We start from the raw sequence: 22,424 nt of genomic DNA, 5'->3' as shown, positions 1-22,424 counted from the left end.
GAAAACCGGCACCTAACACCTTCTGTTTGAACTGATTTGGAGTCAAATTGTTAAGTAAAGAATGAGGTCGAAAATCATTATAATCCAGTCGCCATTCTTCAATTTTGTTTTTAGCATCGTCAAGAGAAAGAAACCAGTGGCTATTCAAGCGCTCATCCCGAAAACTTCCATTAAATGACTCAATAAAGGCATTGTCTGTTGGTTTTCCAGGCCTTGAGAAATGCAGAGTTACGTGATTCAGATAAGCCCACTTATCCGATATTTTTGAAATAAACTCAAGACCATTTTCACAACAGTTTGTTTTCCAGTACTCTATGTCCTTCAAGAACGCCCATGACTTCTTCACCTCGGATAGCTTTGTCCTACATAAATAGCCAGGCATTCGCGACTAAAATTATCCACTATAGTGAATGCCCGTATTTTCTTGCCATTAAACATGGTTATCGGAAACAAAGTCCATACTCCAGCATTCGTTTAAAGTAGAGGGTAGCGACCGCTCCTCTATGTGACTACCAGCTAACTGTCGTCGAGGTCGCTTCATTTGAAGATTAAGACCTTCTTCGCAATAAATGCGATGAACTTTCTTATGATTGATGACCGAGCTTTCTCATTGAAGCAGTACATGAATACACTGATAGCGATAACGAACTCTTGTTTCGGCTATTTCCCTGATACGGTGTCTTATAAAAGTATCTTCACCACGGGATGAGCTGTATTGGAATACGCTACGGCCTGTGATTAAAACTTCACAGCTCCTACGAACACTTATCGGATAGCCATCCTGAAGAGAAACAGTCAGTTCCCGCTTCTTACCTGGCTTTAAAGCTTTTTTTTCAGAACATCGTGCAACATCTGCTTATCCAAGCTTAAATCAGCTACCCGCTGTTTCAGGCACTTATTTTCATCTTCCAACTGTAGCAGTTTTCTAAGCTCGGAGGCACCAAGACCACCATATTTCTTCTTCCATATACAAAACGTCGCTTCGCTGATGCCAAGCTTCCCAAACACCTCCGATACGCTTGTGCCTAGCTCTACTTGCTTTAGCCAAATAATATGTTCCTCTCTAAATTTACTGCGTTTCATCGCAAATACCCCGTTTTTATTAATTGATATTTTGCCAGATTCTCCAATAAAACAGACCAATATGAAAATAAAAAATCCTTGCTCTGTGCTAACCCTGTTGAGGTTTTATCAGGCCTCAACAGCAAGCTTTTTCTCATTTTTGGCATAAGCAAATGTACCTGCCAAAAATAGAAAATAAACAATCCCTGAAACCGCACAGTACCATCCAAACAATATATTCGAATGGGTTTGATATAAATAATTTGCTATTTCGATTCCAACCGCCTGAATACACATTGCAAGCATGCTCATGAAAGCTGATGTTGTGCCTTTGCCTATAGGCGTTGAGAAAAGAATTAGACGACTTAAAGGAGCAGTTGCCACGCCTAAGCCAAAGAAATAGACAATTAACCCTGGCATTAACCAGAAAAAATAATTGCCCATGAATAGAGGCAATATAATCACTGCAAGTAAACTGACTACAACAATTATCGAGCCTAGCCATAAAATTCGTTTCAGTGAGCCTTTATGGGTTAATTTTTGTAAAAACCAATTCCCGCCTATGCATGCTCCAAATAAAGGCATTTGCCACAAACCGTATTCAATGACGGATAAATTAGCATCCTTAATTAGAATAACAGGAGCTAACGCTATCCAAACAATGCAAGGCAATCCCAAAAGACCTAATGCCACAGAACCGAACGTCACAGGTAAATTGATGAATAAATCTTTGTAGTTTTTTAAAACGACTTTAGGTGACAAAGGAACCGCTTTAATTTGTTCACCATCCCGTTTGGTTTGCCCAATAGGTTCTGGCATAAATCGCCACAACCCCCATAAAGCTAATAAAGCAAAACCACCAATGAGGACAAAAATATAGCGCCAATTAAAATATTTAACGAATACAGCACCTAAAAGCGGACCAATCAGAGGGGCTAAAATAGCCGCATTTGCCATAATAGCAATTAATCTAACTGCATCCATCTCAGCAAAAATTTCCTGCAGCGTGGCATAACCAATTACAGAAATAAAACAAAGTCCCATGCCCTGAAAGAAACGTGCAACCAAAAATTGATCGATAGAATTTGAACAAGCAATTAACACCGTGCATACAAAGAAAAAGGTAGCACCAAAAAGCATAACAGGACGGCGACCATAGCAGTCCGAAATAGGCCCTAAGAGCAATTGCAAACTTGCGCCCCCTAGAATATAGGCAGTTAATGAGGTGGCAATCGCTGATTCTGGACCATGAAACGAACTAACGACTTGTACCATCCCTGGCATAATCATGTCATTGGCGATATAGGTAAGGAACTCATATAGCACTAAAAAGCCAGCAAAAAATAAGGCTTGCTTACGTGTGATGTTAATTAAAGGTTGCGACATGGTATTCCTATAAAGAAATTGAATCGTCCCTGATTGTTTTCAAATTCTATTTTTTAAAACGTAGCTATCATTGCCGCGCTAAGTTCTTACTAAATATCAGTTTTCTAGTACGATTGCAATACATAAACAAATTGAACAATTGACATGCATCTTTTAACAGGTATAATTTTAACCCATTTTTAAATTTGTTGGGTTAATAATGAAAGGATCCATTAAAGCAATTGCCAAACCGCTAATTATCGCAAGTTTTCTCTCCGTTTTTTCCTTTTCTTCATATGCAGAACCTAATAATTTAAGCCTGCTCAAGAAAGAAATACAAACCTATCATGATTCTGGCTTATACGAAAAAGAGCTCGCGCATGTTATAAATCAAGCGGAGAATTATATTATTCAACAAGCAAAGATTAATGCGCGCCATGGCCATACAAAGAAATTAGCGATCGTTCTAGACATTGATGAAACAAGCTTAAGTAATTACAACAAAATGGCTAAGCGAGAGTTTATCGGCGATAAGACCCTCATTCATCAGGAAATTCTGGCTGCAAACTCCCCCGCTATTGAGCCCATGCTAAAACTTTACAACGATGCCATAAAAAATGGAGTTCAAGTATTCTTTGTCACTGGACGTGTCATGTCTGAACTGAATGCGACAAGGAAAAACTTACTAAATGCAGGATTTAAAAACTGGGCCGGCCTTTACATGCGTCCTGACAGTTACAACCAACCTTCAATTGCACCCTTTAAAACCCAAGCGAGAGCATCAATTACCAGCCAAGGCTATACCATAGTAGCCTCTATTGGTGATCAGTACAGCGACATTGAGGGTGGCTATATGCAAAAAGGATTTAAACTTCCTAATCCTTTTTACCATTTGCCCTAACCAGTTTTTATTCTTCATCTCTACGTCCCGCGGCTTGTCCGCGGGAGCTATAGTCAACAGGTGCACTGTTGGTAAATGGCTTTCTTATTTGTAGTCTACACCAACAATCTCGTACTCAACCATCCCACCTGGTGTTTGTACAGTAACCGTATCGTCAACCTGTTTACCAATTAAGGCTCGACCAATAGGAGAGCTATAAGAGATTTTATTGATTTTAATATCTGCCTCATCCTCACCAACTATGCGGTAGCTAATTTTAGCGTCGGATTGAATATGATAGACATGCACCATGGCACCAAAAACAACCTTCCCATTGTTTGGTACTTTACTAAGATCAATCACTTGAGCATTGGAAAGTTTAGCTTCAAGCTCTTTAATGCGTCCTTCGTTAAAACTTTGTTGTTCACGAGCTGCATGGTACTCAGCATTTTCTTTTAAGTCACCATGTGCACGTGCTGTCGCTATCGCCTCGATAATTCGTGGCCTCTCAATCGACTTTAATCGATGAAGTTCATTTTTTAGCGCTTCTGCGCCTTCCATTGTCATTGGATGCTTTTGCATATCCACCTCTAGTGTAAATCCTGTAATCGAGTTACTGTGTCTCGATCCTCATATTTCATTGCTAAACACGCAGCTTCTGCTCCAGATAGAGTGGTAGTATAGCTAATCTTATGCTGTAATGCATTGCGCCTTATGGCAAAAGAATCAGCGATTGCTTGCTTGCCTTCTGTAGTATTTACAATGAAATCAATTTCATTATTTTTAATAAAATCTACCACATGCGGCCTTCCTTCGGCCACTTTAAAAACGCGTCGGCAATCGATACCCGCTGCTTGTAACACTAGTGCGGTCCCTCTTGTTGCAATAATTTCAAACCCAAGTTGGATAAGACGTTTTACAATCTCACCCACGCGAGCTTTATCAGCATCACGCACAGATACAAATGCTCGTCGACGTTTTACAATATTACAACCCGCTGCTAGTTGTGCTTTAGCATAAGCCTGGCCGAAGCGTCTAGCAATACCCATCACTTCACCTGTCGATTTCATTTCAGGTCCTAAAATGGAATCAACCCCGGAAAATTTAATAAACGGAAATACAGGAAGCTTAATGGAATAAAATGCTGGCATTGGATAGTTCATACCTAAGCCTTGTTCTTTTAAACTTTGCCCCACTTTACAACGGGCAGCAATTTTAGCCAAAGGTAATCCGGTTGCTTTTGAAACAAAAGGGACAGTTCTTGAAGCACGAGGATTTACTTCAAGGACATAGATATCATCCGCTTGTATTGCAAATTGCGCATTGATTAAACCAACCACACCCAACTTCAAAGCCAGTTGACGAATTTGCTCCATCAAATCTTGCTGCACTACAACACTCAAACTAAACGGTGGTAGTGTGCAAGCAGAATCTCCGGAGTGAACGCCAGCCTGCTCAATATGTTCCATGATTCCGCCTATGAGGACCTCTTCTCCATCACAAACAGCATCAATATCAACTTCAATCGCATCATTTAAAAACTTATCCAATAATACTGGGGAATGATTCGAAACAGCGACTGCTTGTGTTAAATATTGACGTAAATCTTCTTCCTGGTGCACGACTTCCATGGCTCTTCCCCCGAGTACGTACGAGGGTCTAACGACGAGAGGATAACCAATTCGTTTTGCCAGTTCGATAGCTTCTGCTTCACTGCGAACAGTTCCGTTAGCAGGTTGGTGCAAGTTAAGCTCGGATACTAGTTGTTGAAAGCGTTCTCTATCTTCTGCCTGGTCAATTGCATCCGGGGAAGTACCAATAATAGTAACTCCATTGAGCTCCAGTTCCCGTGCAAGTTTCAGTGGTGTTTGCCCACCATAGTGAACAATAACGCCTTCTGGTTTTTCAACGGCAACGATTGATAATACATCCTCAAGTGTAACGGGCTCAAAGTATAGCCGATCGGAGGTATCAAAATCAGTTGATACCGTTTCAGGGTTGCAATTGACCATTATTGTTTGATAGCCAGCTTCTCTTAATGCCATGGCTGCGTGTACACAACAATAATCAAACTCAATTCCTTGTCCAATGCGATTAGGACCACCACCTAAAATCATCACTTTTTTCTTATCAGCTTCAGGTTTGGCTTCACAGACAGTTTCATAACAAGAATAAAGATAGGCCGTATCACTTGGGAATTCACCAGCACACGAATCGATGCGTTTATAGACTGGGGTTACTCCTAATTCTAAACGGTGTGCCCTAACTTGCTCTTCACTGCTAAACACGAGATCAGCAAGATAGGCATCGGAAAAACCTCGTCGTTTGAATTGACGCATGGTCATTTTATCAATCATCTTGATAGACTGACCATGAAGCGTTTTTTCCAATAAAATCAATTCCTGAATTTGAGCGAGAAACCAAGGATCAATTTTGCTTTCCTGATGAATCTCTTCGAATGTTAAATCGTGACGAAATGCATCAGCCACATACCAAAGTCTGTCTGGTGTCGGTTCACGAAGATGACCGCGCAACCTTGCCATGTCTCCTTTTTTAAACAAAGGTTCCAGACCTGAGCGCCCAATTTCCAAACCACGAATTGCTTTTTGCAAAGATTCCTGGAAATTTGAACCGATTGCCATAACCTCGCCAACAGATTTCATTTGTGTGGTCAGTGTTTTGGACGTCTGAGGAAATTTATCAAAGTTAAAACGAGGAATCTTGGTGACTACATAGTCGATGGTCGGCTCAAAGGAGGCCGGCATTTTACCGCCAGTGATTTCGTTAGCAAGCTCATCTAAGGTGTAACCCACGGCCAGTTTGGCAGCTATTTTAGCAATAGGGAAACCGGTGGCTTTTGACGCCAATGCGGAACTTCGTGAAACGCGAGGATTCATTTCAACAACAAGCATGCGTCCATCCTCAGGGTTGATAGCAAACTGTACGTTCGAACCCCCAGTATCGACACCCACGGCTCTTAGAACTTTAATCGCTGCATCACGCATACGCTGATATTCTTTGTCAGTGAGTGTTTGTGCTGGTGCCACGGTAATAGAATCACCCGTGTGAACACCCATGGGATCGAAATTTTCAATAGTACATACAATAATGCAATTGTCCTTCTTATCGCGCACCACTTCCATCTCATATTCTTTCCAACCAAGTACTGATTCATCAATCAATAATTCATGAGTAGGCGATAATTGCAAACCACGTGTACAGATTTCTTCAAATTCTTCACGGTTATAGGCAATACCTCCACCACTTCCTCCCATGGTAAACGAAGGACGAATAATTGCCGGGTAACCTAACTGTGCTTGCACCTGAAAAGCTTCTTCAAGGCTGTGGGCAATCGCTGAACGCGGCATTTCCAAACCAATTTTTTTCATTAACTGACGAAATTTTTCCCTATCTTCCGCTTTATCAATTGCTTCGCGAGTAGCCCCGATCATTTCAACCGAATATTTTGCTAACACACCTTCTCGCACTAAATCCAACGCACAGTTCAATGCTGTTTGTCCGCCCATCGTGGGCAATAAGGCATCTGGACGTTCTTTTTCAATAATGCGTTCAACTTCTTTCCATTGAATCGGCTCAATGTAAGTTGCATCGGCCAGTTCCGGATCCGTCATAATGGTTGCAGGATTTGAGTTTACTAAAATAACTCGATAGCCCTCTTCTTTAAGAGCGCGAACTGCCTGGGTTCCCGAATAATCAAACTCACAAGCCTGACCAATGACAATAGGTCCGGCACCCAGGATAAGAATAGATTTTATATCAGTTCGTTTTGGCATAGAAAATACAAAAAAAAAGGTAAAGTGACCTATTTTACCGAGTTTTGCCTAAAGATTATACCTATTCTTATTGATGATTTAATGAATCTTTTTAGATTGGGCAAATTAGACATTATAAAAAATCAGCAAGGAGAATTTTTATCTTGAAAAATAGAGGCTATCTCAGTACTATCAAGTGCATCACTATTGATAAATTTGTTTGATTTTTCTTGCACAACCAAAGAGGATTTCTATGCTCAATAAATTTAGTGCAGCATCGTTTGGTATTCTTTGTCTTGCTACATCGACTGTTTATGCAGAAAATGATTTCTCTTGTAAAGTACAAGTTGCTGTATCCACGCCTCCAGTACTACTTACCGATAATGTAGCCTTTAACATTAACTCTGTTGATGGCACAGGACCTAATAAGTCAATGACACTTAAAGGAGGCAGCGCTCCACAACTTTTGGATGTAGCGTGTTACTATGCCTACACAATTAGCGCTACTATATACCCCACGCCTTCAAGTCGACTCATGTCCCCTATCGGGGAATGCAGCTTAAAAGCAGGAAACATTGCTTTTAATTATTCCAATGACAATATTTCTGTCGTATTTCCGAATGATTTCATTTGTAATCAAGCTTAATTTCGACATAATCTAAATTTCAATGTTTAGGTTGTGTTCTCCCTTTATATCGACTTATTTACACTTTGATTATTTTTTTCACAGAAAGTATTGCTTTTTACATGGATAATGTATGAGAATTATCTCATTTGATTTTAACCTCATCATCATGTAGGAATTGAGCGCATGTCTAAAAAAGAGTTAATTGCTTCAGTAAAAGCATTGATTAAAGAAAAGAAGGTCAGAAAGGCCGATCAAATTCTAGCCAAAATTGAAAAAGGACAATATGGAAAAGCACTTTTGCTTGCTTGCAAAAATTGTAAAGCAGGTGACAGCGACATGCTCATACTCATTAAATTGATCTGTCGTTATAAAGATAAACTCTCGATTAATATTGATTACAGTGAAGACGGAGTCACCCCAATAACCTATGCTGCATTAAACACCAATGTTGACGTATTTCAAGAATTGATGCTTGCAGGCGCTAATATGTTCCATCCTTATTCAAGTTCTAGAATTGTGGGTGAACTTTTTAACGACAATATTAAAAAAGCTAAAGAAACAATAGCTCCCTTCTATAAGAAGCAATTCCAAGAGGAATATCAACAATTAAATGCTTGTTTTAATGACTCTAATCTATTGCCAAAAAGAAAAGAAGTCGTCTCGGAAACTGAAAACGCTACCTTTGATTTAAATCGCATTCAATTTATCATTCAAGCACTTGATTTTATTAAAAAATATCAAGATCTCACAGCTCGATTTAATCCTCTTCCCAGAGGTTTAAAATCTTCTGATCTTAGTATGGCCGAAATCGAGCTGGTAGAAAAATGTCGCATTTTAATTGAGCAAATATGTGTATGTATACAAAATCTATCCTATGAATTGCGTTCAGAACTAAGCTCAAGTTTTGCTCCTACTCCTTTTACATGGATTACATTTGATCAATTTGGCGGTTTAGCGAAAGAGCCCCCTTTAAACCAAATCAGAGTTATTCCAATCGTTGATATACAGGTCAAAGACGCTCATGATCTGACGCCAAATATTTCTCCTATGACGAGTGCTGTCAATATGTTAAATGAGCTGGCCGATCATCAGGAGATTGTTGAAGCAGCTCTAAAAGATTTCATTAACAAAGATTCAGATTCTTTAAAAGCCTTTTTCCAGGAAGTCGCTGTAAGAATTACTCACCCTGCCGAGAATCCTATCAAACCTGTCACTTTACCTTGTGTCAAAGCAATTACTACTTATGTATCTGATTTAGAAAATTTAATTAAGCTACTCAATTTAGTAAATTTCACAGGCAAACTCGAGCCTAAACGACCCGTTTTTAGCTTTGGTAATGTATTAATGACAGCGGTTCGTGATCGGACCGAACAATATAAAACTCGTTTTAACCTCACTACAAAAAGAGGGCAGCATGCGGCACTTCGCTTGCTAGAGATGATTGGTGAATTAATTACCGGTAAAAATTTCTCTCAATTTTTATGCAGACTCGATAACTCTATTGATTGGCGTGCATTTATCCTGGTAAGGGATGGGATTGTTCATCAAGATGAAGGTGATAACAAATATCAAATAGACCAGTTATTAGAGAATATTCCCTTATTAGAAAAAATATTTGGTGAAGACCTAAGTGAATTTTGGAGCCGATTAGTTAATCTTCTTGTCTTACGTGAACAAAAGTTAGGCGTCTATAGGAACGAACCCACTCTCTATTGGTCAAGAATTCTAAAACTTGACGCAGAAAACAAATCGGCTGAGGAAGAACAAATTCCCGTACCGGTTGTGCAAATTGAACGACGAGCCACTCTTGAAGACGAGCAAACATTCATCGAGGCGCTGCGAGAAAAAAATGCTGCTGCGTCAGTGATTGACACCTGCAAAGCAATTTTTGATGGAACTGGTAAGATACCTCCTAAAATGCAGATTGGCGAGATAATACGTTGTCTTCCAACTCGAGCAGAGGATAAAGAGCGAAATAAAAAACTTGTCGCAATTATGACAAAAGCCACCAGTAAGCCTTCTACTACTGAATCCGCGAGAAATGAAAAACGTGCTCAGGACCAGGCTGCAAGAGAAAGACGAGAATTAGAGAAAAGGCAACGATTAAAAGGCCTTGAACATATCCGCGGTTTGGCAGAAAAATTACACCAAGCAGACCCAACACATCTGTTAAATCGCAAAAAACGAGTAATGGCAGCGTTTGAGGCGCTATTAAATGTCAAAACATTTTTAATGGAAGAACACTATTTATTTGACGATTTACCTTACACCACTCTTTCAGAATGGGATGCACATCATGAGAAAGATTCTGGGTTAACACTTGCTAAGCTACTTGAAGCAAATTACGAATTAAATGATGCCATTGAATACAACGCAGCACAATTTTTGCAACATTTGAACACCATTAAAGAATATCCGGAAGCGGCAATATGCAATCAAATTATTGATAACTATGAGGACCTTAGAGCATTTAGAAATTACTTGGAGCATGGTGATCCACTCTATGATAATGAGAGATATAACTCTACTCAAGTTATTCCTACGCCGGATCTAAGACAACGATTAACTGCTCCTATGTTCATCAAGTTAGTCTATGAGATACTTCCTGAATTAATAAAGATGGTGGATACATTTGTAGCTGATCCGCATTTAACACCGCTTGTTAGTCCTGAAGAAGATAAACAATGGACCTTAGCCTGTACTCAAGGCTACAAAGATAATGGATTTTTTGTTAGTAATGAGAAGAAAACTGCTGCAAATAAAGCATGTACTCAATCTGACGCTGATAATGAATGTAAATATGGTTAATCTCTTAAGTGGTTATTGAAATTCAATAACCACTGCATTCATTTAATGTCTATAATTATGATGCAAAATTGCCCACCATCCTCCTAATACCTCATGTAAAGCAATGCTCAAATAAAAAAGATTATAAGGATTTGGCAGATAAATTTTTCCAAGGCGTTCATCATTCCAGAAATAGGTGAAATCTGTAGGTGCTGCTATGGGACGCAATCCTTGCGCAAGACACAATGCCATCGAGCGACGCATATGAATTGCCGAGGTTACTAAATAAAACGGCTCTTCTTTTACAAAGGATTTAATCGCTTTAGCTTGGTCAGCGGTATTGATAGACGTTATTTCCAGTACCATTTTAGATTGAGGAATGGAAAACCAAGACGCCAGTTCTGCAAGACGAAAAGCTTCAGGCCTCTCAAACCCATAGCCTCCTCCTGACAATAATAATTGCGCTTTAGGTAATTGGCGCAACAACCGGACACCTTCCAAGAGACGTTTAATGCTCGCTGAATTTAACTGGGCATTAATAGGTTTATCGTTAATTTCCGATTGCCCTCCACTGAGAACTACTACCCAATGAATAGTTGGATCAACTTTGGTAATCACCGGATACCTATCTTCTAATGAGCGCGTCAGAGTCTGCGGAAGCCATCCTGTACTAAAAATAATGAACAACACCAATACCAGCGTTAATCCCCAACAGACTAAGCGATTAGCCCTCCGTAACCATAAGATCACTAAGAATACAGCCAATAACACTAAACAAATCAGGTAAGGATTTAATAACATTTCCAATAAATGACGAATAATAACCATTACTTAACCCGACGCATTAAATAAAGTCCTAATAAAGCAAAGAGTAGAGTGGGGCCAATAGCAGCAATTTCCGCGGGCCATTGGAAAACTTGGCTTACAGGACCAAAAAAACGGTTAATAATATGAAAGCCAAAACCAACCGTAGCTCCTGCTACAATTTTTGAACCCATTGTTGATGAACGCAAAGGGCCAAAAATAAATGGAATAGCTAACATCATCATGACAACTGTTGTTAAAGGTTGCATTAAACGTTGCCAATACGCCAATTGATAATTTAAAGCACTCTGATGATTTTGTTTCTGGGCACGCAAAAATTGCCGCAGTTCATGCAAGGTCATTTCATCAGGCTCGTTACTACTTACTCGTAAAATACTTGGTTTGACAGATACATCCCAAACCATGGTTGGAAATTTCCGAGCTACCGTTTGATTATTATTAATCATTGTTTCGCTGATGTTATAAGCCTGCCATTGATTGTTCGTATGAACTATCTTCTCAATTTTACGTGCAAGACGCATATGATGCTCTGCATCAAAGCGAAATTGAAATACATTTTCCAGTGTATTGTTTTGAAGAATAGTACCAATTGCTATGAAATCATTGCCGTTACGCACCCAAACACCATGAGCAGTTCTTAAGGTCTGTCCTCCACTTAGCGCCTGAAGTTTTTGATCATTTGCCCAATGAGCTAATCGGGGTACCACTGTTTCTCCAGTGATAGTTACAAAAAGAATCACAATAAATGCTGCTTTTAGCACCGCAACAGTGACTTGACCAATAGACATGCCAGCGGCACGCATCACGACTAACTCTCTATTGTTAGCCATAACACCTAAGCCAATTAAACAACCTAGCAAACTGGCTAATGGAAAAAATAAATAGACTTGATAAGGCATTAGCAATAGTACATAAAGGGCTGTTTGCCAAATTCCAAAATCAGCCTTACCAATATCATCCAATTGATTCACAAAAAGAATAAAAATTTGTAAACCAGCTAGCATTAATGTCACTAATGCAATTGCTGACAGTACGGTTTTAGCGATGTAACGATCGAGAAGTTTCATGCGAGCTTCACCTGGTTACGCCACATTAAAAATATACCAAGCAATGCCACAGTGAGATGAAGCCACCACATGCCAACCCATAAAGGAACTTTAGCCGCTATAATCCAATCTCTGGAGACAAACATAAGATTGGCATAGACAATAAAAAGGACAATGGCCGGTAATAATTTTGCATATTTTCCTGAACGTGGATTGACTCGGCTCAAAGGGACTGCAACTAAAGTTAATGAAAAAACCATCAATGGGATTGATAAACGCCACTGTAATTCGGCCGCTTTTCGCAAATCTGAATTTGTAAACGGTAATAAACTCGCCGTAGATGCTGACCGAGTATCATTTTGAATGGTGATTGTTGGGTGTGGTAAGCGGACTTTATACTGCTCAAATTGAGCGACCTGGAAGTCCGCGTTCCCCGGTAATCCCTCATATTCACTGCCTTGCTGCAATACGATGTAATCCTCAAAAGTTTTGGGATCAGTTTCTGCAAAAGCTCGCTCTGCCCATAAAATATCCCACTGTGGCTTTTGTTCTTTAATAACCTGCCGGGCAAGAAATATATGTTGGGCTTTGGTATGGTCACGACTCATAGACTCCACGTAAAATACTTGCTTACCCTCGGATACCTGACGAAATCGACCTGGAACAATTGTTTGAATTAATGTTTGTACGCCAGTAGTTTTCATCAGTTTGGCCCGTTCAGTCGCAATCAAGGGGCTTGCCCAAAGCACAATTACCGTAACAATAATGGCTACCACAGTTGCCATGATGAAAGTGTGTTTAATCAACTGATAGGGTCCATAGCCACAAGCCTGTAATACGGTCATTTCACTTTCGGCATACAAACGGCCATAGGCAATCAAAATCGAGATATAAAAACCCAATGGGAGCAATAACCCCATCAAATTAGGCAACTCCAGCATCATTAATTTCATGATAATCATGCCAGGAATATTACCCGCAGCAGCACGATTTAAATATTGAACAAACTGATTACTCATAAAAATCAGTAGTAATATTGCCGTTAAAGCAGTTAACGTGATAAAAACTTCTTTGGCTAAATAACGAAAAATCAACACGAGGTTCTCTATTTGTTAACGCTATAATCCTACTCTTAAATTATATTTGCAGGTAGAATAGCAGGATGACCCTAGGTAAACTAACAGTTTTTACTCAAGATAGGAAGTAAAAATGAACTATGGCCTTATTGAAACGCCTACTCTAAAAGCCAGTGACTGCTTGGTTTTAGGACTTTTTGCAGACGAAGATTTTAGTGATTTTTCTAAAACTTTAGATAAGCAACATCAAGGTCTCATCAGTCGGTTATTTTCCAAATTGTCTGAAAAAGGGGATTGGACCTGGCAAGCCGATATTGATAAGCATAGTATGCTGTTAATTAACTGCGGTAAAAAATCCGAGTTTAATAGCAAAGACTTAAAAAAATATTTAAATGAGATAGTTCCCGTACTTATCAAGCAACGCCTTGCGACTGTAACTATTTGTATGCCAAAACTCCCCCATCATGAGCCTGACTGGCAGATTGAGCAAATGCTATTACAAATTGATGCACTCCTTTATCAATCTTTAGCATTTAAAACCACTAATAATAAAGTTTATCGTCTTGAAACGATTCAATTCCATTTGGCCGGGGCTACAGCCACCGCCATAAATGTAGCTAAAGCTATTGCTGAAGGCGTAAAATACACCCGAACTCTGGCAGATATGCCAGCGAACATATGTACTCCATCTTATCTTGGCGAGCAAGCTATGGAGTTATCAAGACAACATGAGCATTTGACGGCGACGATTTTATGCCAGGAAGAAATGCGTCAGATGGGCATGGGGGCATTACTAGCTGTTTCACAAGGTAGTATTCAAGAGCCACGACTTATCGAGATTAACTATTGTGGTGGCGGTGATACCTCTCCTATTGTTCTGGTAGGGAAAGGAATTACCTTTGATTCAGGTGGTCTTTCTATAAAACCTGCCAATGCCATGGATGAAATGAAATATGACATGTCAGGTGCTGCCAGTGTTTTTGGTGTAATAAAGGCTTGCGCTTTATTGAAATTACCTGTCAATGTTATCGGTCTAATTGCCAGTGCTGAGAATATGCCCAGCGGTTCCGCTGTAAAACCTGGTGATATTGTTACCTCTATGTCAGGGCAAACTATCGAAATCTTAAATACAGATGCGGAAGGAAGACTTGTTTTAGCAGATGCATTAACTTATGCAGAACGGCTTAATCCCGCCTTTGTGATTGATATTGCGACCTTGACGGGAGCAATGGTTATCGCCTTGGGCTATGTAACTACAGGCTTTATGACTGACGATGAACCATTAGCTATGCAAATTTTAGAGGCCGCGAAAGAAAGTGGCGATAAAACATGGCGTTTTCCTTTGTATGAAGATTATCAAGAAGCTCTGGAAAGTCCTATGGCTGATATGATTAATGCTTCATTTGATAGAGCTGCCGGTGCAATTACTGCCGCCTGTTTCTTGTCACGTTTTACAAAAAAATATCGCTGGGCACATTTAGACATTGCTGGAACTGCCTGGGTTTCTGGCAAAAAACGCAATGCTACTGGTCGCCCTGTTCCTTTACTTGTTCAGTTGTTACGACATGCCAGCAATTCGCGTTGATTTTTATTTATTAAGTGGTCAAGAGGATTCTGCACGCTGGCTTTTAGCGTGCCGTCTTCTTGAAAAGGCCTATTTACGTGGTCATCGAGTCTTTGTCTATTGCGAGTCACAAAAAGACGCTCATCAGCTGGATGAATTGCTTTGGACATTTAAAGATAATAGCTTCATTCCCCATAACTTACAGGGTGAAGGCCCTGAACCTCCGCCGCCCATACAAATTGGCTATCAAGCCGAACCCCGAGGCTATTCTGACATCTTGTTGAATTTAAATTCCAACATTCCGGAGTTTTACAAGCGTTTTAAACGAGTGATGGAAATTGTAGTTAATGACGAAACTGCCAAGGAATTAAGCCGAAGAAATTACAAGGAATACCGCGCTTATCAATGCGAGTTGTACACACACAACATCGACTAGTACTGTTTCTATTGTCCAATAGCATTTGAGTTTTAATGCGTCTGAAATTAAATACTTCTCCCCCTGGGAATGCAAATACAAACGAATCTACAGCCTATTTTACATTCACAACTCAAGAGCATTATGGCTCTATGAAGCAATGTTGGCTGTTAATTTATCCTTAATGATCATGATGTAATATGGTTATTTTTTGCATTAAGTGATTATTATGAAATCTCTATCAAGCATTTATGAACAAATTCAGCAAGACAAAAAATCTTATCAAGGGATTACTTTGTCTTATCAAGGGGCTCGCTATGGAGAAGCACACTTTGATAAAAACGGATATCTTGATTTTAATTCAGACTTAAGCCCACTCGAGGCTTTCGCTGAACGCTTCAAGAACATTGGAGCTTTAGTAATCCGGTTTCATTTAGGGCAGGGGCAACGTGCTGGATTATTACAACAAGTCGCAAAATTTGATTACTCTAACAACCCTGTAGAACGACCTGCACATGGAAATGATGAGGTTGATATGTTCTTTGATGGCTCTGACGTCTCGAGCTCAAAAGCGGTTGGTCAATCTTTAGAATTTGCAAGCCATCTACCCTTAGGTCGTTCAAAATTATTAAACGAAAGAGCGCAGCCTTTGGTGCATGTGAATAAACAAACGACTTATGGCGAACAAGCCCTATGGGATATTATTCACGCCCCAGTATGGAATGTCGGCCGAAATATGCGTTATGAACTAACCAAACAAGGATTCATTTATATAGCTTGTCCTTCTACCGTTAGCCCTACTGTTCGAAGAGGTATCGACAAAGAGTTACGAGAATCTGGAAAACCTGTTGACTCAGTATTTTCTAAATTTGGTTTGAAATTGGAAATTTCCCAAATCAGCAAGCTTGGATTTTATATGGATGACATGCAAGAATACACCAATGAGTCTAACGGACTTGCTATTTCTACACCTGAACATGAAAAATTTGCACCTTTAGGTTGGATTGTTCATGATCAAACAGGAGAGTTGTTGCCACAAGAAATAACGGAAGACATCATTCGCGTGACAGCAATTTCAGAAGGTGGGTTTTATGAAAAACGCCCTGCACAACAAAAAATCTTACAAGCAGGTAACCTTGTTAATAGCAGTGGTTTAGGTTTGTTTATTCAAAACCAAGCCTTTAATGCGATGTATGTCATTTTTGATTACTTACAAAAATACAATTTTGACCCACGACCATTGCTAAGCACCTCCTTATCAATCGTATGCAAAAAGCCATAAAAGAAGATCCTTCCTGTGTGGATGATTTTCTGGTGGGGGCTTTGCAAGATGAAATGGTGCAACCTTTACGTGTGAGTCAGCCGCGAAGTAAACGAACAGTATTACCCATAAGGTTTACAAATAATTTTGAGGTAATTTATAACAACTTAAAGGCGATTGCTTATGCTTTTGATATGAAAGACAGCCAAAACCAACCTATTTTTCGACCTTTTGATGATGGTGAAATTATTAATAGCCATAGTGATTTTATTGACGCTAAAGTTAATGGCTATTTGGTTAGTCCTTCTTTTAATACCAGCAGCCATGTCGCAGCCATATTAGCTACTGCCTTGTTAGTCGCTGAAGAAATGATACTGGAGCAATTATTACCAGAAGCAATTCGTTCAAAAGATAAGAGTGATTTTTTCAATCTTTTATCTGATCTTTTAGATAAGGAAGCCGCTCAACGAATAATTAACGAGTTAACTGTTGTTACAGGAAGTTTTCCCAAAGAAGAGGGTAAAATCATTGCTGGTACTCAGTTTGATTATTGCGAACCTGTTTTACAGATTTTACGTAAAAATCTAGGTTTGAATAAATTACCTGAGTTAATTTGTCGTCTTGCAAAACCTGGAGTTAGCACCGAAGAGGCATTGTCTCATTTTACTCCCAAGGAAGTTGAGCAATTAACGCATGGGTTAAAAATTTTGTATGAAATAGGTTTAAAATTACAAGAATACCCCTTAACTAGTGCTCAATCAGCAGGGTCAAGAGGAATCAATGCTGGACTTCAATCCTTAATTGCGCACCTGAATCCCCAATTGGCAAAGTCGTTGCGAATTCCGATGGACACTATTGTAAGGGCTGAAGTAAAGCCTGTTAATAAAGAAAAAGCAAAAGACAGAATATCAACTCAAGCTATTAGTAAATGCCCCTTCTTTGCACCGAAGGCAATTATGAACACTCAAAAAACCTCAGCTGCCACTGACTCAGAGATACCTCACAAAACCGCTGCATCTGCAGTTCCTATTCAGGAAGAAAAAAGCAGTAATGAGCCAAAATATCAACCTTCATTTTTTACTAAGTTATGGAATCATAAGCAAGAGATCGGAATTGCGGTGACTGGAGTAGTTTGTCTTGCTACTGGTCTTGTTATTAGTTCTCAATCTTAATCACTAAAAGCAAGATAAAGTTTACCTAAAAACCTTTATCTTGCTCGCTTTCTAAATAGCGAAATCAGATTGTTAAATTTACTTGCTACAAATTCATGATATGTATTAGTAAAGACAAAAATCTGCCCAATACAATCTTGGAATCTAGCACATTAGCTTAATATATGAATTTTTAAAAAGTAAGTTATCACTATTAAACATAGTCTTTCCTGCCGTATTTTTTTGTCAAATAGCCGGTAACCGCACGAAGTCCCATTGCTTCTCCACCTTCAGGCCGACCAGGTTTTGAAGAGACATTCCAAGCCATGATATCAAAGTGTGCCCATGAGACAGAGGCAGGAATAAAACGTTGTAGGAATAAGGCTGCAGTGATAGCTCCTGCATAAGGCGAGGCACTGGCATTGGCTATATCTGCAAGTGTCGAATCAAGCATACTGTTATACGCTGCAAACAAGGGTAAACGCCATACAGGATCATTAGTACTCTGAGAAGCCTCCCCTAGGGATTGAGCAAGTTTGTCATCATTACTAAACAGTGCCGCAATTTCGGTTCCCACAGCAACTCGTGCCGCGCCCGTTAAGGTCGAAAAATCGATTAATAACTCAGGCTGCTCTTCACACGCTTTGACAATAGCATCGGCAAGAATTAAGCGTCCCTCTGCATCCGTGTTATCCACTTCGACGGTTAAACCATTACGCATCGTTAAGATGTCTCCCGGTCTAAAGGCATCAGGTCCAATCGCATTTTCAACCGCTGGAATAAGAATCTGTAGACGAATAGGCAACTGTTGCTGCATAACCCATTGCGCTATACCCATCACATGAGCGGCACCCCCCATGTCTTTTTTCATTAAACGCATAGCTGTTGAAGGTTTAATGTCTAACCCCCCACTGTCAAAACAAACGCCCTTACCCACTAAAGTAACCTTGGGATGTTTTTCATCCCCCCAGGTTAAAGAAATAAGTCTAGGCGCTTTTGCGGAAGCACGTCCTACTGCATGAATAGCAGGGAAATTGTCTTTAATCAGTTCAGTGCCGACCCATTGTCGAAAAGTCGCATTATTCTTTTTTGCCAAATCAGCAACAATCGCTGCAAGTTCTTCTGGTCCTAAATCATTCGTAGGTGTATTAATTAAATCACGTACAAGAAAAATAGCTTCCACGTCTGACAATATATTGGGTAGATTTGCTTCATCAACAACCAGGATATTGGGAGTAATTTCCTGCTTTTTATAGGCGGTAAAGCGATACTGTGCCAAAGCCCATGCGGCAAGCGCATGCTGCGGTACAGTTTCTTTAAGCTGATAACGTGATATTGGCAATCGGGAAGCAGCACACGCAAGTGCAAGAGCATCTTCTTGATTCCCAGTTCCAAGGTAAGCTTTAACTAGCTCACCGTCACTGTTCATGATTAAACAAATTTCCCCTGCCTTTGCTTTGAATTGCTGCAGTGAGAAAAAATTGCGTTCAGCTGGAGTTAAACTCTCTACTCCTTGCTCCCATTGCTTTTGGCTAATTAAAACAAGTGGCAATGCTTTATCAGTGCTGGTTTCATAAAATAAATTGGCGTGCATAACTACTCCTTCATTTGACCGCGAAACTGCGCCGGACGCACCCCTAGTAATCGCAGACTCACAAAGTAAAGAATGACAACGACGGCTACATGACCAAGCAGCGTCGATAAACGTAACAAAGCCGACTTGGCTAACCAATCCTCTATATCTCCAACCATTACAAATAAATACGCTGCAACTACCGCATTCGCTAGTAGTAATTGCAACGTAAATTTGAGCCAACCTGGGGAAGGTAGATAAATTTTTCGGCGGATTAATAAAATTAGCAAAATACCACAATTCACATAGCCTGCCAGTGCCGAGGCTAATGCAAGTCCGGCATGAGCCAGGGACCAAATGAATAATAAACATAACAAACTGTTTACGAACATGGCCAATGCCCCGATTTTAACCGGTGTTTTAATGTCTTGGCGTGCATAAAACCCGGAGGCAAGTACCTTCACCATCATGAACGCAGGAACTCCAGAACCAAGCGCAATAAGACTTTTTTGCGTCTGAATCAAATCATAGGCTGAGAATTCTCCATAGGCAAAACAACCAGCAATTAAAGGCATCGCAAACATCGATAATCCCAGACCTGCTGGAATACCAATTAACAAGATTAACCGCAGCCCCCAATCGAGTGCACGTGAATATTTTTCAGTGCTTTGCTCAGCATGACGCCTTGATAAATGAGGCAAAATAACCGTGGCAATTGCAACACCAAATACGCCTAAAGGAAAATCGGTCAATCGATCGGTGTAATATAACCAAGTCACACTACCGACTTTCAAGAACGAGGCAAAGATAGAATCCACCATTAAATTAAGTTGGGCGATTGAAACACCAAACAATGCCGGAACCATTAACTTTAAAACACGCTTAACACCTGGATCATGCCAACCCACTTTAGGGGTGACGAGTAATTTATGGCGATACAAAAAGGGTATTTGGAATAACAATTGGGCAATTCCTGCAATTAGCACCCCCCATGCCAAACCAACAACAGGCTGCTCAAGATTCGGGCACAAATAGAGGGCTGCAAGAATCATACTGATATTCAATAAGACAGGAGTGAATGCCGGTACACCAAAATAGCCATAGGTATTAAGAACAGCACCTGCCATTGCTGTTAAGGAAACCAGCATTAAAAAAGGAAAGGTCAGGCGTAGCATTTCTGTGGCAAGTACCGAGCGCATGCTACTCTCACCAAATCCTGGCGCAAAAAGCCAAATAATGACGGGAGCTGCTAAAACCCCAATCACCGTCACCAAGGATAAGACTGCACCTAATTGACCAGAAACACGCCCGATAAACTCCCGCACCTCAGGAAAAGAACGTTGTTGTTGGTATTCTGCCAAAACGGGAACAAATGCTTGCGAGAAAGCCCCTTCTGCAAATAAACGTCTCATAAAATTAGGGATTCTGAAGGCTACGTAAAACGCGTCCATCCCTGCTTGTGCCCCAAATAATTGAGCAATCACCATATCGCGAACAAAACCTACTAGCCGAGATATTAAAGTCATTGCTGACACAAGTGTTGTAGAGCGTAAAAGACTTTGTCGTTTAGGTATCATTGTTTCAATCGCAGACATGATATAAATAAAAAAACTGGCAATGCTCCCTATGATACCCTAGTCGCTGGATTTTTATAATGAGGTGATATAAATTCGCAACAGCATGGGAAGATAGCTTTGGCTAAATAACCAGTTGAAAAGGATTTTTTTTATGACCCCATCCATCATTTCTATTGCACTCTATTCTCTTGTTGCTGCTTTTAGCATGATTCTTGGTGGAGCAATTGCCAGTTTTTACCAACCTGGTAACAAAGTAACAAGCGCTACCCAACATTTTGCTGCTGGCGTTGTCTTTGCTGCGGTAGCCAAAGAGCTTCTCCCCCAACTAGGTATTAATCAGTCTACTCTCGCTCTAATTATCGGTTTTTCTCTTGGCGTTCTATGCATGCTGTTTCTTAAAATGCTGGCAAATCAGCTATCGGAAGATGAGGTCAATGAATCCGGTGTTTCATTAGGCTTAGTCAGTGCTGTAGCCATCGATTTATTTATTGATGGCATTTTAATTGGTATTGCGTTTTTAGCAGGAGCACGTGGGGGATTATTAATTGCTATTGCTCTTGCCATAGAAATTCTTTTTTTAGGTGTATCTACTACTGCAACACTTGGAAAGCGTAACGTCACAAAAAAAGTTAGATTAGTATTAACCCTGCTCCTTGCTCTATTAATCCCTGTTGGTGCTGTACTTGGTGCCTTTTTATTGTCTCGCCTGGCTCCTGTTATCACCGAAGGTATCCTTTCATTTGGTGTCGCAGCCCTACTTTATTTGGTCACAGAAGAACTGCTAACCGAAGCGCATGAGCATGATATTGAAACTCCTTTCATCACAGCCTGCTTTTTTATTGGCTTTTTATGTATTCTGCTATTAGAAAATATTGCTGGATAGCAAATTTTCTCATGCAATTTCTTTTTACTCAGGCTATAATTTAAAAATTTGAGGCAGTGAGTTGGATGTTGTTATTAGTCCCTGTCTATATTGACAAATTCTGATACATTGTGCATGATCACCGTCTTTTGTGACATCTGAAATGAGTGGAGATTTTTAAGTGGCAAATATTAAATCAGCGATCAAGCGTGCTCGTCAAAACGTAAAACTGCGTCAGCATAATGCCAGTGCACGTTCTATGTATCGCACTTACGTTAAAAACGTTGTAAAAGCTGTTGAAGCTGGCGATCAAGAAGCCGCTCGCGCTGCCTACGCTAAAGCACAACCTGTTATTGATAAAGCTGCTAATAAAGGTTTAATTCACAAAAATAAAGCTGCTCGTATTAAAAGCCGCCTAATTGCCCGAGTTAAAGGGATGGCTGCTTAATTCCTGCTTTTTCCGTCGCTCTAGTCCGTAAACACCCGAACTGGTTTATTCGGTTCGGGTTCCTTTAAATTCAACCATGCTCTATAAGACTTTGTTGATTATGGAATGTCTTCCTGAGGTTTTTGTTTGCG

At 40.0% G+C, this 22,424-nt stretch carries 17 protein-coding genes and 1 pseudogene; 9 read left to right on the top strand and 9 right to left on the bottom strand.

Annotated features, from left to right (window positions below; translation table 11 throughout):
• Positions 1-28 precede the first annotated feature (28 nt).
• A pseudogene (locus LHA_RS16470) lies at positions 29-1,083 on the bottom strand (IS3 family transposase); the annotation flags it as partial.
• A gap of 108 nt (positions 1,084-1,191) precedes the next feature.
• Positions 1,192-2,448 carry an MFS transporter gene (locus tag LHA_RS03990; RefSeq protein ID WP_045105390.1) on the bottom strand — a complete coding sequence of 419 codons (1,257 nt, stop codon included), beginning with the start codon at positions 2,446-2,448 and terminating at the stop codon, positions 1,192-1,194.
• Between the two features lie 199 nt (positions 2,449-2,647).
• On the opposite strand from LHA_RS03990, the gene LHA_RS03985 reads away from it, so the two are divergent.
• Entirely contained in the window at positions 2,648-3,328 is a 681-nt protein-coding gene (locus tag LHA_RS03985) for an HAD family acid phosphatase (protein WP_045105389.1), read from the top strand.
• A gap of 84 nt (positions 3,329-3,412) precedes the next feature.
• Here the strand turns inward: LHA_RS03985 and greA are convergent, their stop codons facing one another.
• Both greA and carB read right to left on the bottom strand, forming a co-directional pair.
• On the bottom strand, positions 3,413-3,889 hold the full coding sequence (greA, locus tag LHA_RS03980) for a transcription elongation factor GreA (protein WP_045107383.1): 477 nt from the start codon (positions 3,887-3,889) through the stop codon (positions 3,413-3,415).
• 8 nt (positions 3,890-3,897) lie between these two features.
• Positions 3,898-7,101: a carbamoyl-phosphate synthase large subunit gene (gene carB / locus LHA_RS03975; protein ID WP_045105388.1), complete on the bottom strand. Its 3,204-nt coding sequence runs from the start codon at positions 7,099-7,101 to the stop codon at positions 3,898-3,900.
• A 232-nt stretch (positions 7,102-7,333) separates the two neighbouring features.
• On the opposite strand from carB, the gene LHA_RS03970 reads away from it, so the two are divergent.
• Positions 7,334-7,726, top strand: a complete 393-nt coding sequence (locus tag LHA_RS03970; protein ID WP_045105387.1) for a hypothetical protein — start codon at positions 7,334-7,336, stop codon at positions 7,724-7,726.
• A gap of 165 nt (positions 7,727-7,891) precedes the next feature.
• On the top strand, positions 7,892-10,516 hold the full coding sequence (locus LHA_RS03965) for a hypothetical protein (RefSeq protein WP_045105386.1): 2,625 nt from the start codon (positions 7,892-7,894) through the stop codon (positions 10,514-10,516).
• A gap of 42 nt (positions 10,517-10,558) precedes the next feature.
• Here the strand turns inward: LHA_RS03965 and LHA_RS03960 are convergent, their stop codons facing one another.
• From LHA_RS03960 to lptF, 3 genes are read right to left on the bottom strand one after another with little or no spacing between them, the layout of a single operon-like run.
• Positions 10,559-11,323: a YdcF family protein gene (locus LHA_RS03960; protein WP_045105385.1), complete on the bottom strand. Its 765-nt coding sequence runs from the start codon at positions 11,321-11,323 to the stop codon at positions 10,559-10,561.
• On the bottom strand, positions 11,323-12,387 hold the full coding sequence (lptG, locus tag LHA_RS03955) for an LPS export ABC transporter permease LptG (protein WP_045105384.1): 1,065 nt from the start codon (positions 12,385-12,387) through the stop codon (positions 11,323-11,325). The genes LHA_RS03960 and lptG overlap by 1 nt, the downstream gene beginning before the upstream one ends.
• Entirely contained in the window at positions 12,384-13,463 is a 1,080-nt protein-coding gene (lptF, locus tag LHA_RS03950) for an LPS export ABC transporter permease LptF (RefSeq protein ID WP_045105383.1), read from the bottom strand. Before lptF ends, lptG begins: the two co-directional genes overlap by 4 nt.
• Positions 13,464-13,575: 112 nt before the next feature.
• On the opposite strand from lptF, the gene LHA_RS03945 reads away from it, so the two are divergent.
• From LHA_RS03945 to LHA_RS17480, 4 genes are all read left to right on the top strand, one after another.
• Positions 13,576-15,027, top strand: a complete 1,452-nt coding sequence (locus LHA_RS03945; protein WP_045105382.1) for a leucyl aminopeptidase — start codon at positions 13,576-13,578, stop codon at positions 15,025-15,027.
• Positions 15,008-15,442 carry a DNA polymerase III subunit chi gene (locus LHA_RS03940; protein ID WP_045105381.1) on the top strand — a complete coding sequence of 145 codons (435 nt, stop codon included), beginning with the start codon at positions 15,008-15,010 and terminating at the stop codon, positions 15,440-15,442. Before LHA_RS03945 ends, LHA_RS03940 begins: the two co-directional genes overlap by 20 nt.
• 208 nt (positions 15,443-15,650) lie before the next feature.
• Positions 15,651-16,703: a hypothetical protein gene (locus LHA_RS17485; RefSeq protein WP_052673574.1), complete on the top strand. Its 1,053-nt coding sequence runs from the start codon at positions 15,651-15,653 to the stop codon at positions 16,701-16,703.
• Positions 16,688-17,854: a hypothetical protein gene (locus tag LHA_RS17480; protein WP_052673573.1), complete on the top strand. Its 1,167-nt coding sequence runs from the start codon at positions 16,688-16,690 to the stop codon at positions 17,852-17,854. The genes LHA_RS17485 and LHA_RS17480 overlap by 16 nt, the downstream gene beginning before the upstream one ends.
• 193 nt (positions 17,855-18,047) lie before the next feature.
• Here LHA_RS17480 and LHA_RS03930 read toward each other — a convergent pair whose 3' ends face one another.
• Both LHA_RS03930 and murJ read right to left on the bottom strand, forming a co-directional pair.
• A complete protein-coding gene (locus tag LHA_RS03930; RefSeq protein ID WP_045105380.1) occupies positions 18,048-19,427 on the bottom strand; it encodes a leucyl aminopeptidase family protein in 1,380 nt (459 codons plus the stop codon).
• 2 nt (positions 19,428-19,429) lie between these two features.
• A complete protein-coding gene (murJ, locus tag LHA_RS03925) occupies positions 19,430-21,001 on the bottom strand; it encodes a murein biosynthesis integral membrane protein MurJ (RefSeq protein WP_045105379.1) in 1,572 nt (523 codons plus the stop codon).
• Between the two features lie 133 nt (positions 21,002-21,134).
• Here murJ and LHA_RS03920 point away from each other — a divergent pair, with 133 nt between their 5' ends.
• Both LHA_RS03920 and rpsT read left to right on the top strand, forming a co-directional pair.
• Positions 21,135-21,866 (top strand): ZIP family metal transporter, encoded by a 732-nt coding sequence (locus LHA_RS03920; protein ID WP_045105378.1) that lies wholly within the window; start codon positions 21,135-21,137, stop codon positions 21,864-21,866.
• A 160-nt stretch (positions 21,867-22,026) separates the two neighbouring features.
• The gene (gene rpsT, locus LHA_RS03915) at positions 22,027-22,293 is read left to right on the top strand and encodes a 30S ribosomal protein S20 (RefSeq protein ID WP_045105377.1); all 267 of its coding nucleotides are present in this window, start codon (positions 22,027-22,029) and stop codon (positions 22,291-22,293) included.
• Positions 22,294-22,424: the final 131 nt, after the last annotated feature.

Source organism: Legionella hackeliae (genome assembly GCF_000953655.1).
In the GTDB taxonomy this organism is placed as follows: domain Bacteria; phylum Pseudomonadota; class Gammaproteobacteria; order Legionellales; family Legionellaceae; genus Tatlockia; species Tatlockia hackeliae.
Note: the sequence above shows the minus strand (reverse complement) of the source record. Positions and strands in the feature narration are given on the sequence as shown.

What these genes read in the sequence shown, in the direction of transcription:
- LHA_RS03990 (WP_045105390.1), bottom strand. Translation starts at nt 2,448, where the DNA reads ATGTCGCAACCTTTAATTAACATCACACGTAAGCAAGCCTTATTTTTT.
- LHA_RS03985 (WP_045105389.1), top strand. Translation starts at nt 2,648, where the DNA reads ATGAAAGGATCCATTAAAGCAATTGCCAAACCGCTAATTATCGCAAGT.
- greA (WP_045107383.1), bottom strand. Translation starts at nt 3,889, where the DNA reads ATGCAAAAGCATCCAATGACAATGGAAGGCGCAGAAGCGCTAAAAAAT.
- carB (WP_045105388.1), bottom strand. Translation starts at nt 7,101, where the DNA reads ATGCCAAAACGAACTGATATAAAATCTATTCTTATCCTGGGTGCCGGA.
- LHA_RS03970 (WP_045105387.1), top strand. Translation starts at nt 7,334, where the DNA reads ATGCTCAATAAATTTAGTGCAGCATCGTTTGGTATTCTTTGTCTTGCT.
- LHA_RS03965 (WP_045105386.1), top strand. Translation starts at nt 7,892, where the DNA reads ATGTCTAAAAAAGAGTTAATTGCTTCAGTAAAAGCATTGATTAAAGAA.
- LHA_RS03960 (WP_045105385.1), bottom strand. Translation starts at nt 11,323, where the DNA reads ATGGTTATTATTCGTCATTTATTGGAAATGTTATTAAATCCTTACCTG.
- lptG (WP_045105384.1), bottom strand. Translation starts at nt 12,387, where the DNA reads ATGAAACTTCTCGATCGTTACATCGCTAAAACCGTACTGTCAGCAATT.
- LHA_RS03945 (WP_045105382.1), top strand. Translation starts at nt 13,576, where the DNA reads ATGAACTATGGCCTTATTGAAACGCCTACTCTAAAAGCCAGTGACTGC.
- LHA_RS03940 (WP_045105381.1), top strand. Translation starts at nt 15,008, where the DNA reads ATGCCAGCAATTCGCGTTGATTTTTATTTATTAAGTGGTCAAGAGGAT.
- LHA_RS17485 (WP_052673574.1), top strand. Translation starts at nt 15,651, where the DNA reads ATGAAATCTCTATCAAGCATTTATGAACAAATTCAGCAAGACAAAAAA.
- LHA_RS17480 (WP_052673573.1), top strand. Translation starts at nt 16,688, where the DNA reads ATGCAAAAAGCCATAAAAGAAGATCCTTCCTGTGTGGATGATTTTCTG.
- LHA_RS03930 (WP_045105380.1), bottom strand. Translation starts at nt 19,427, where the DNA reads ATGCACGCCAATTTATTTTATGAAACCAGCACTGATAAAGCATTGCCA.
- murJ (WP_045105379.1), bottom strand. Translation starts at nt 21,001, where the DNA reads ATGTCTGCGATTGAAACAATGATACCTAAACGACAAAGTCTTTTACGC.
- LHA_RS03920 (WP_045105378.1), top strand. Translation starts at nt 21,135, where the DNA reads ATGACCCCATCCATCATTTCTATTGCACTCTATTCTCTTGTTGCTGCT.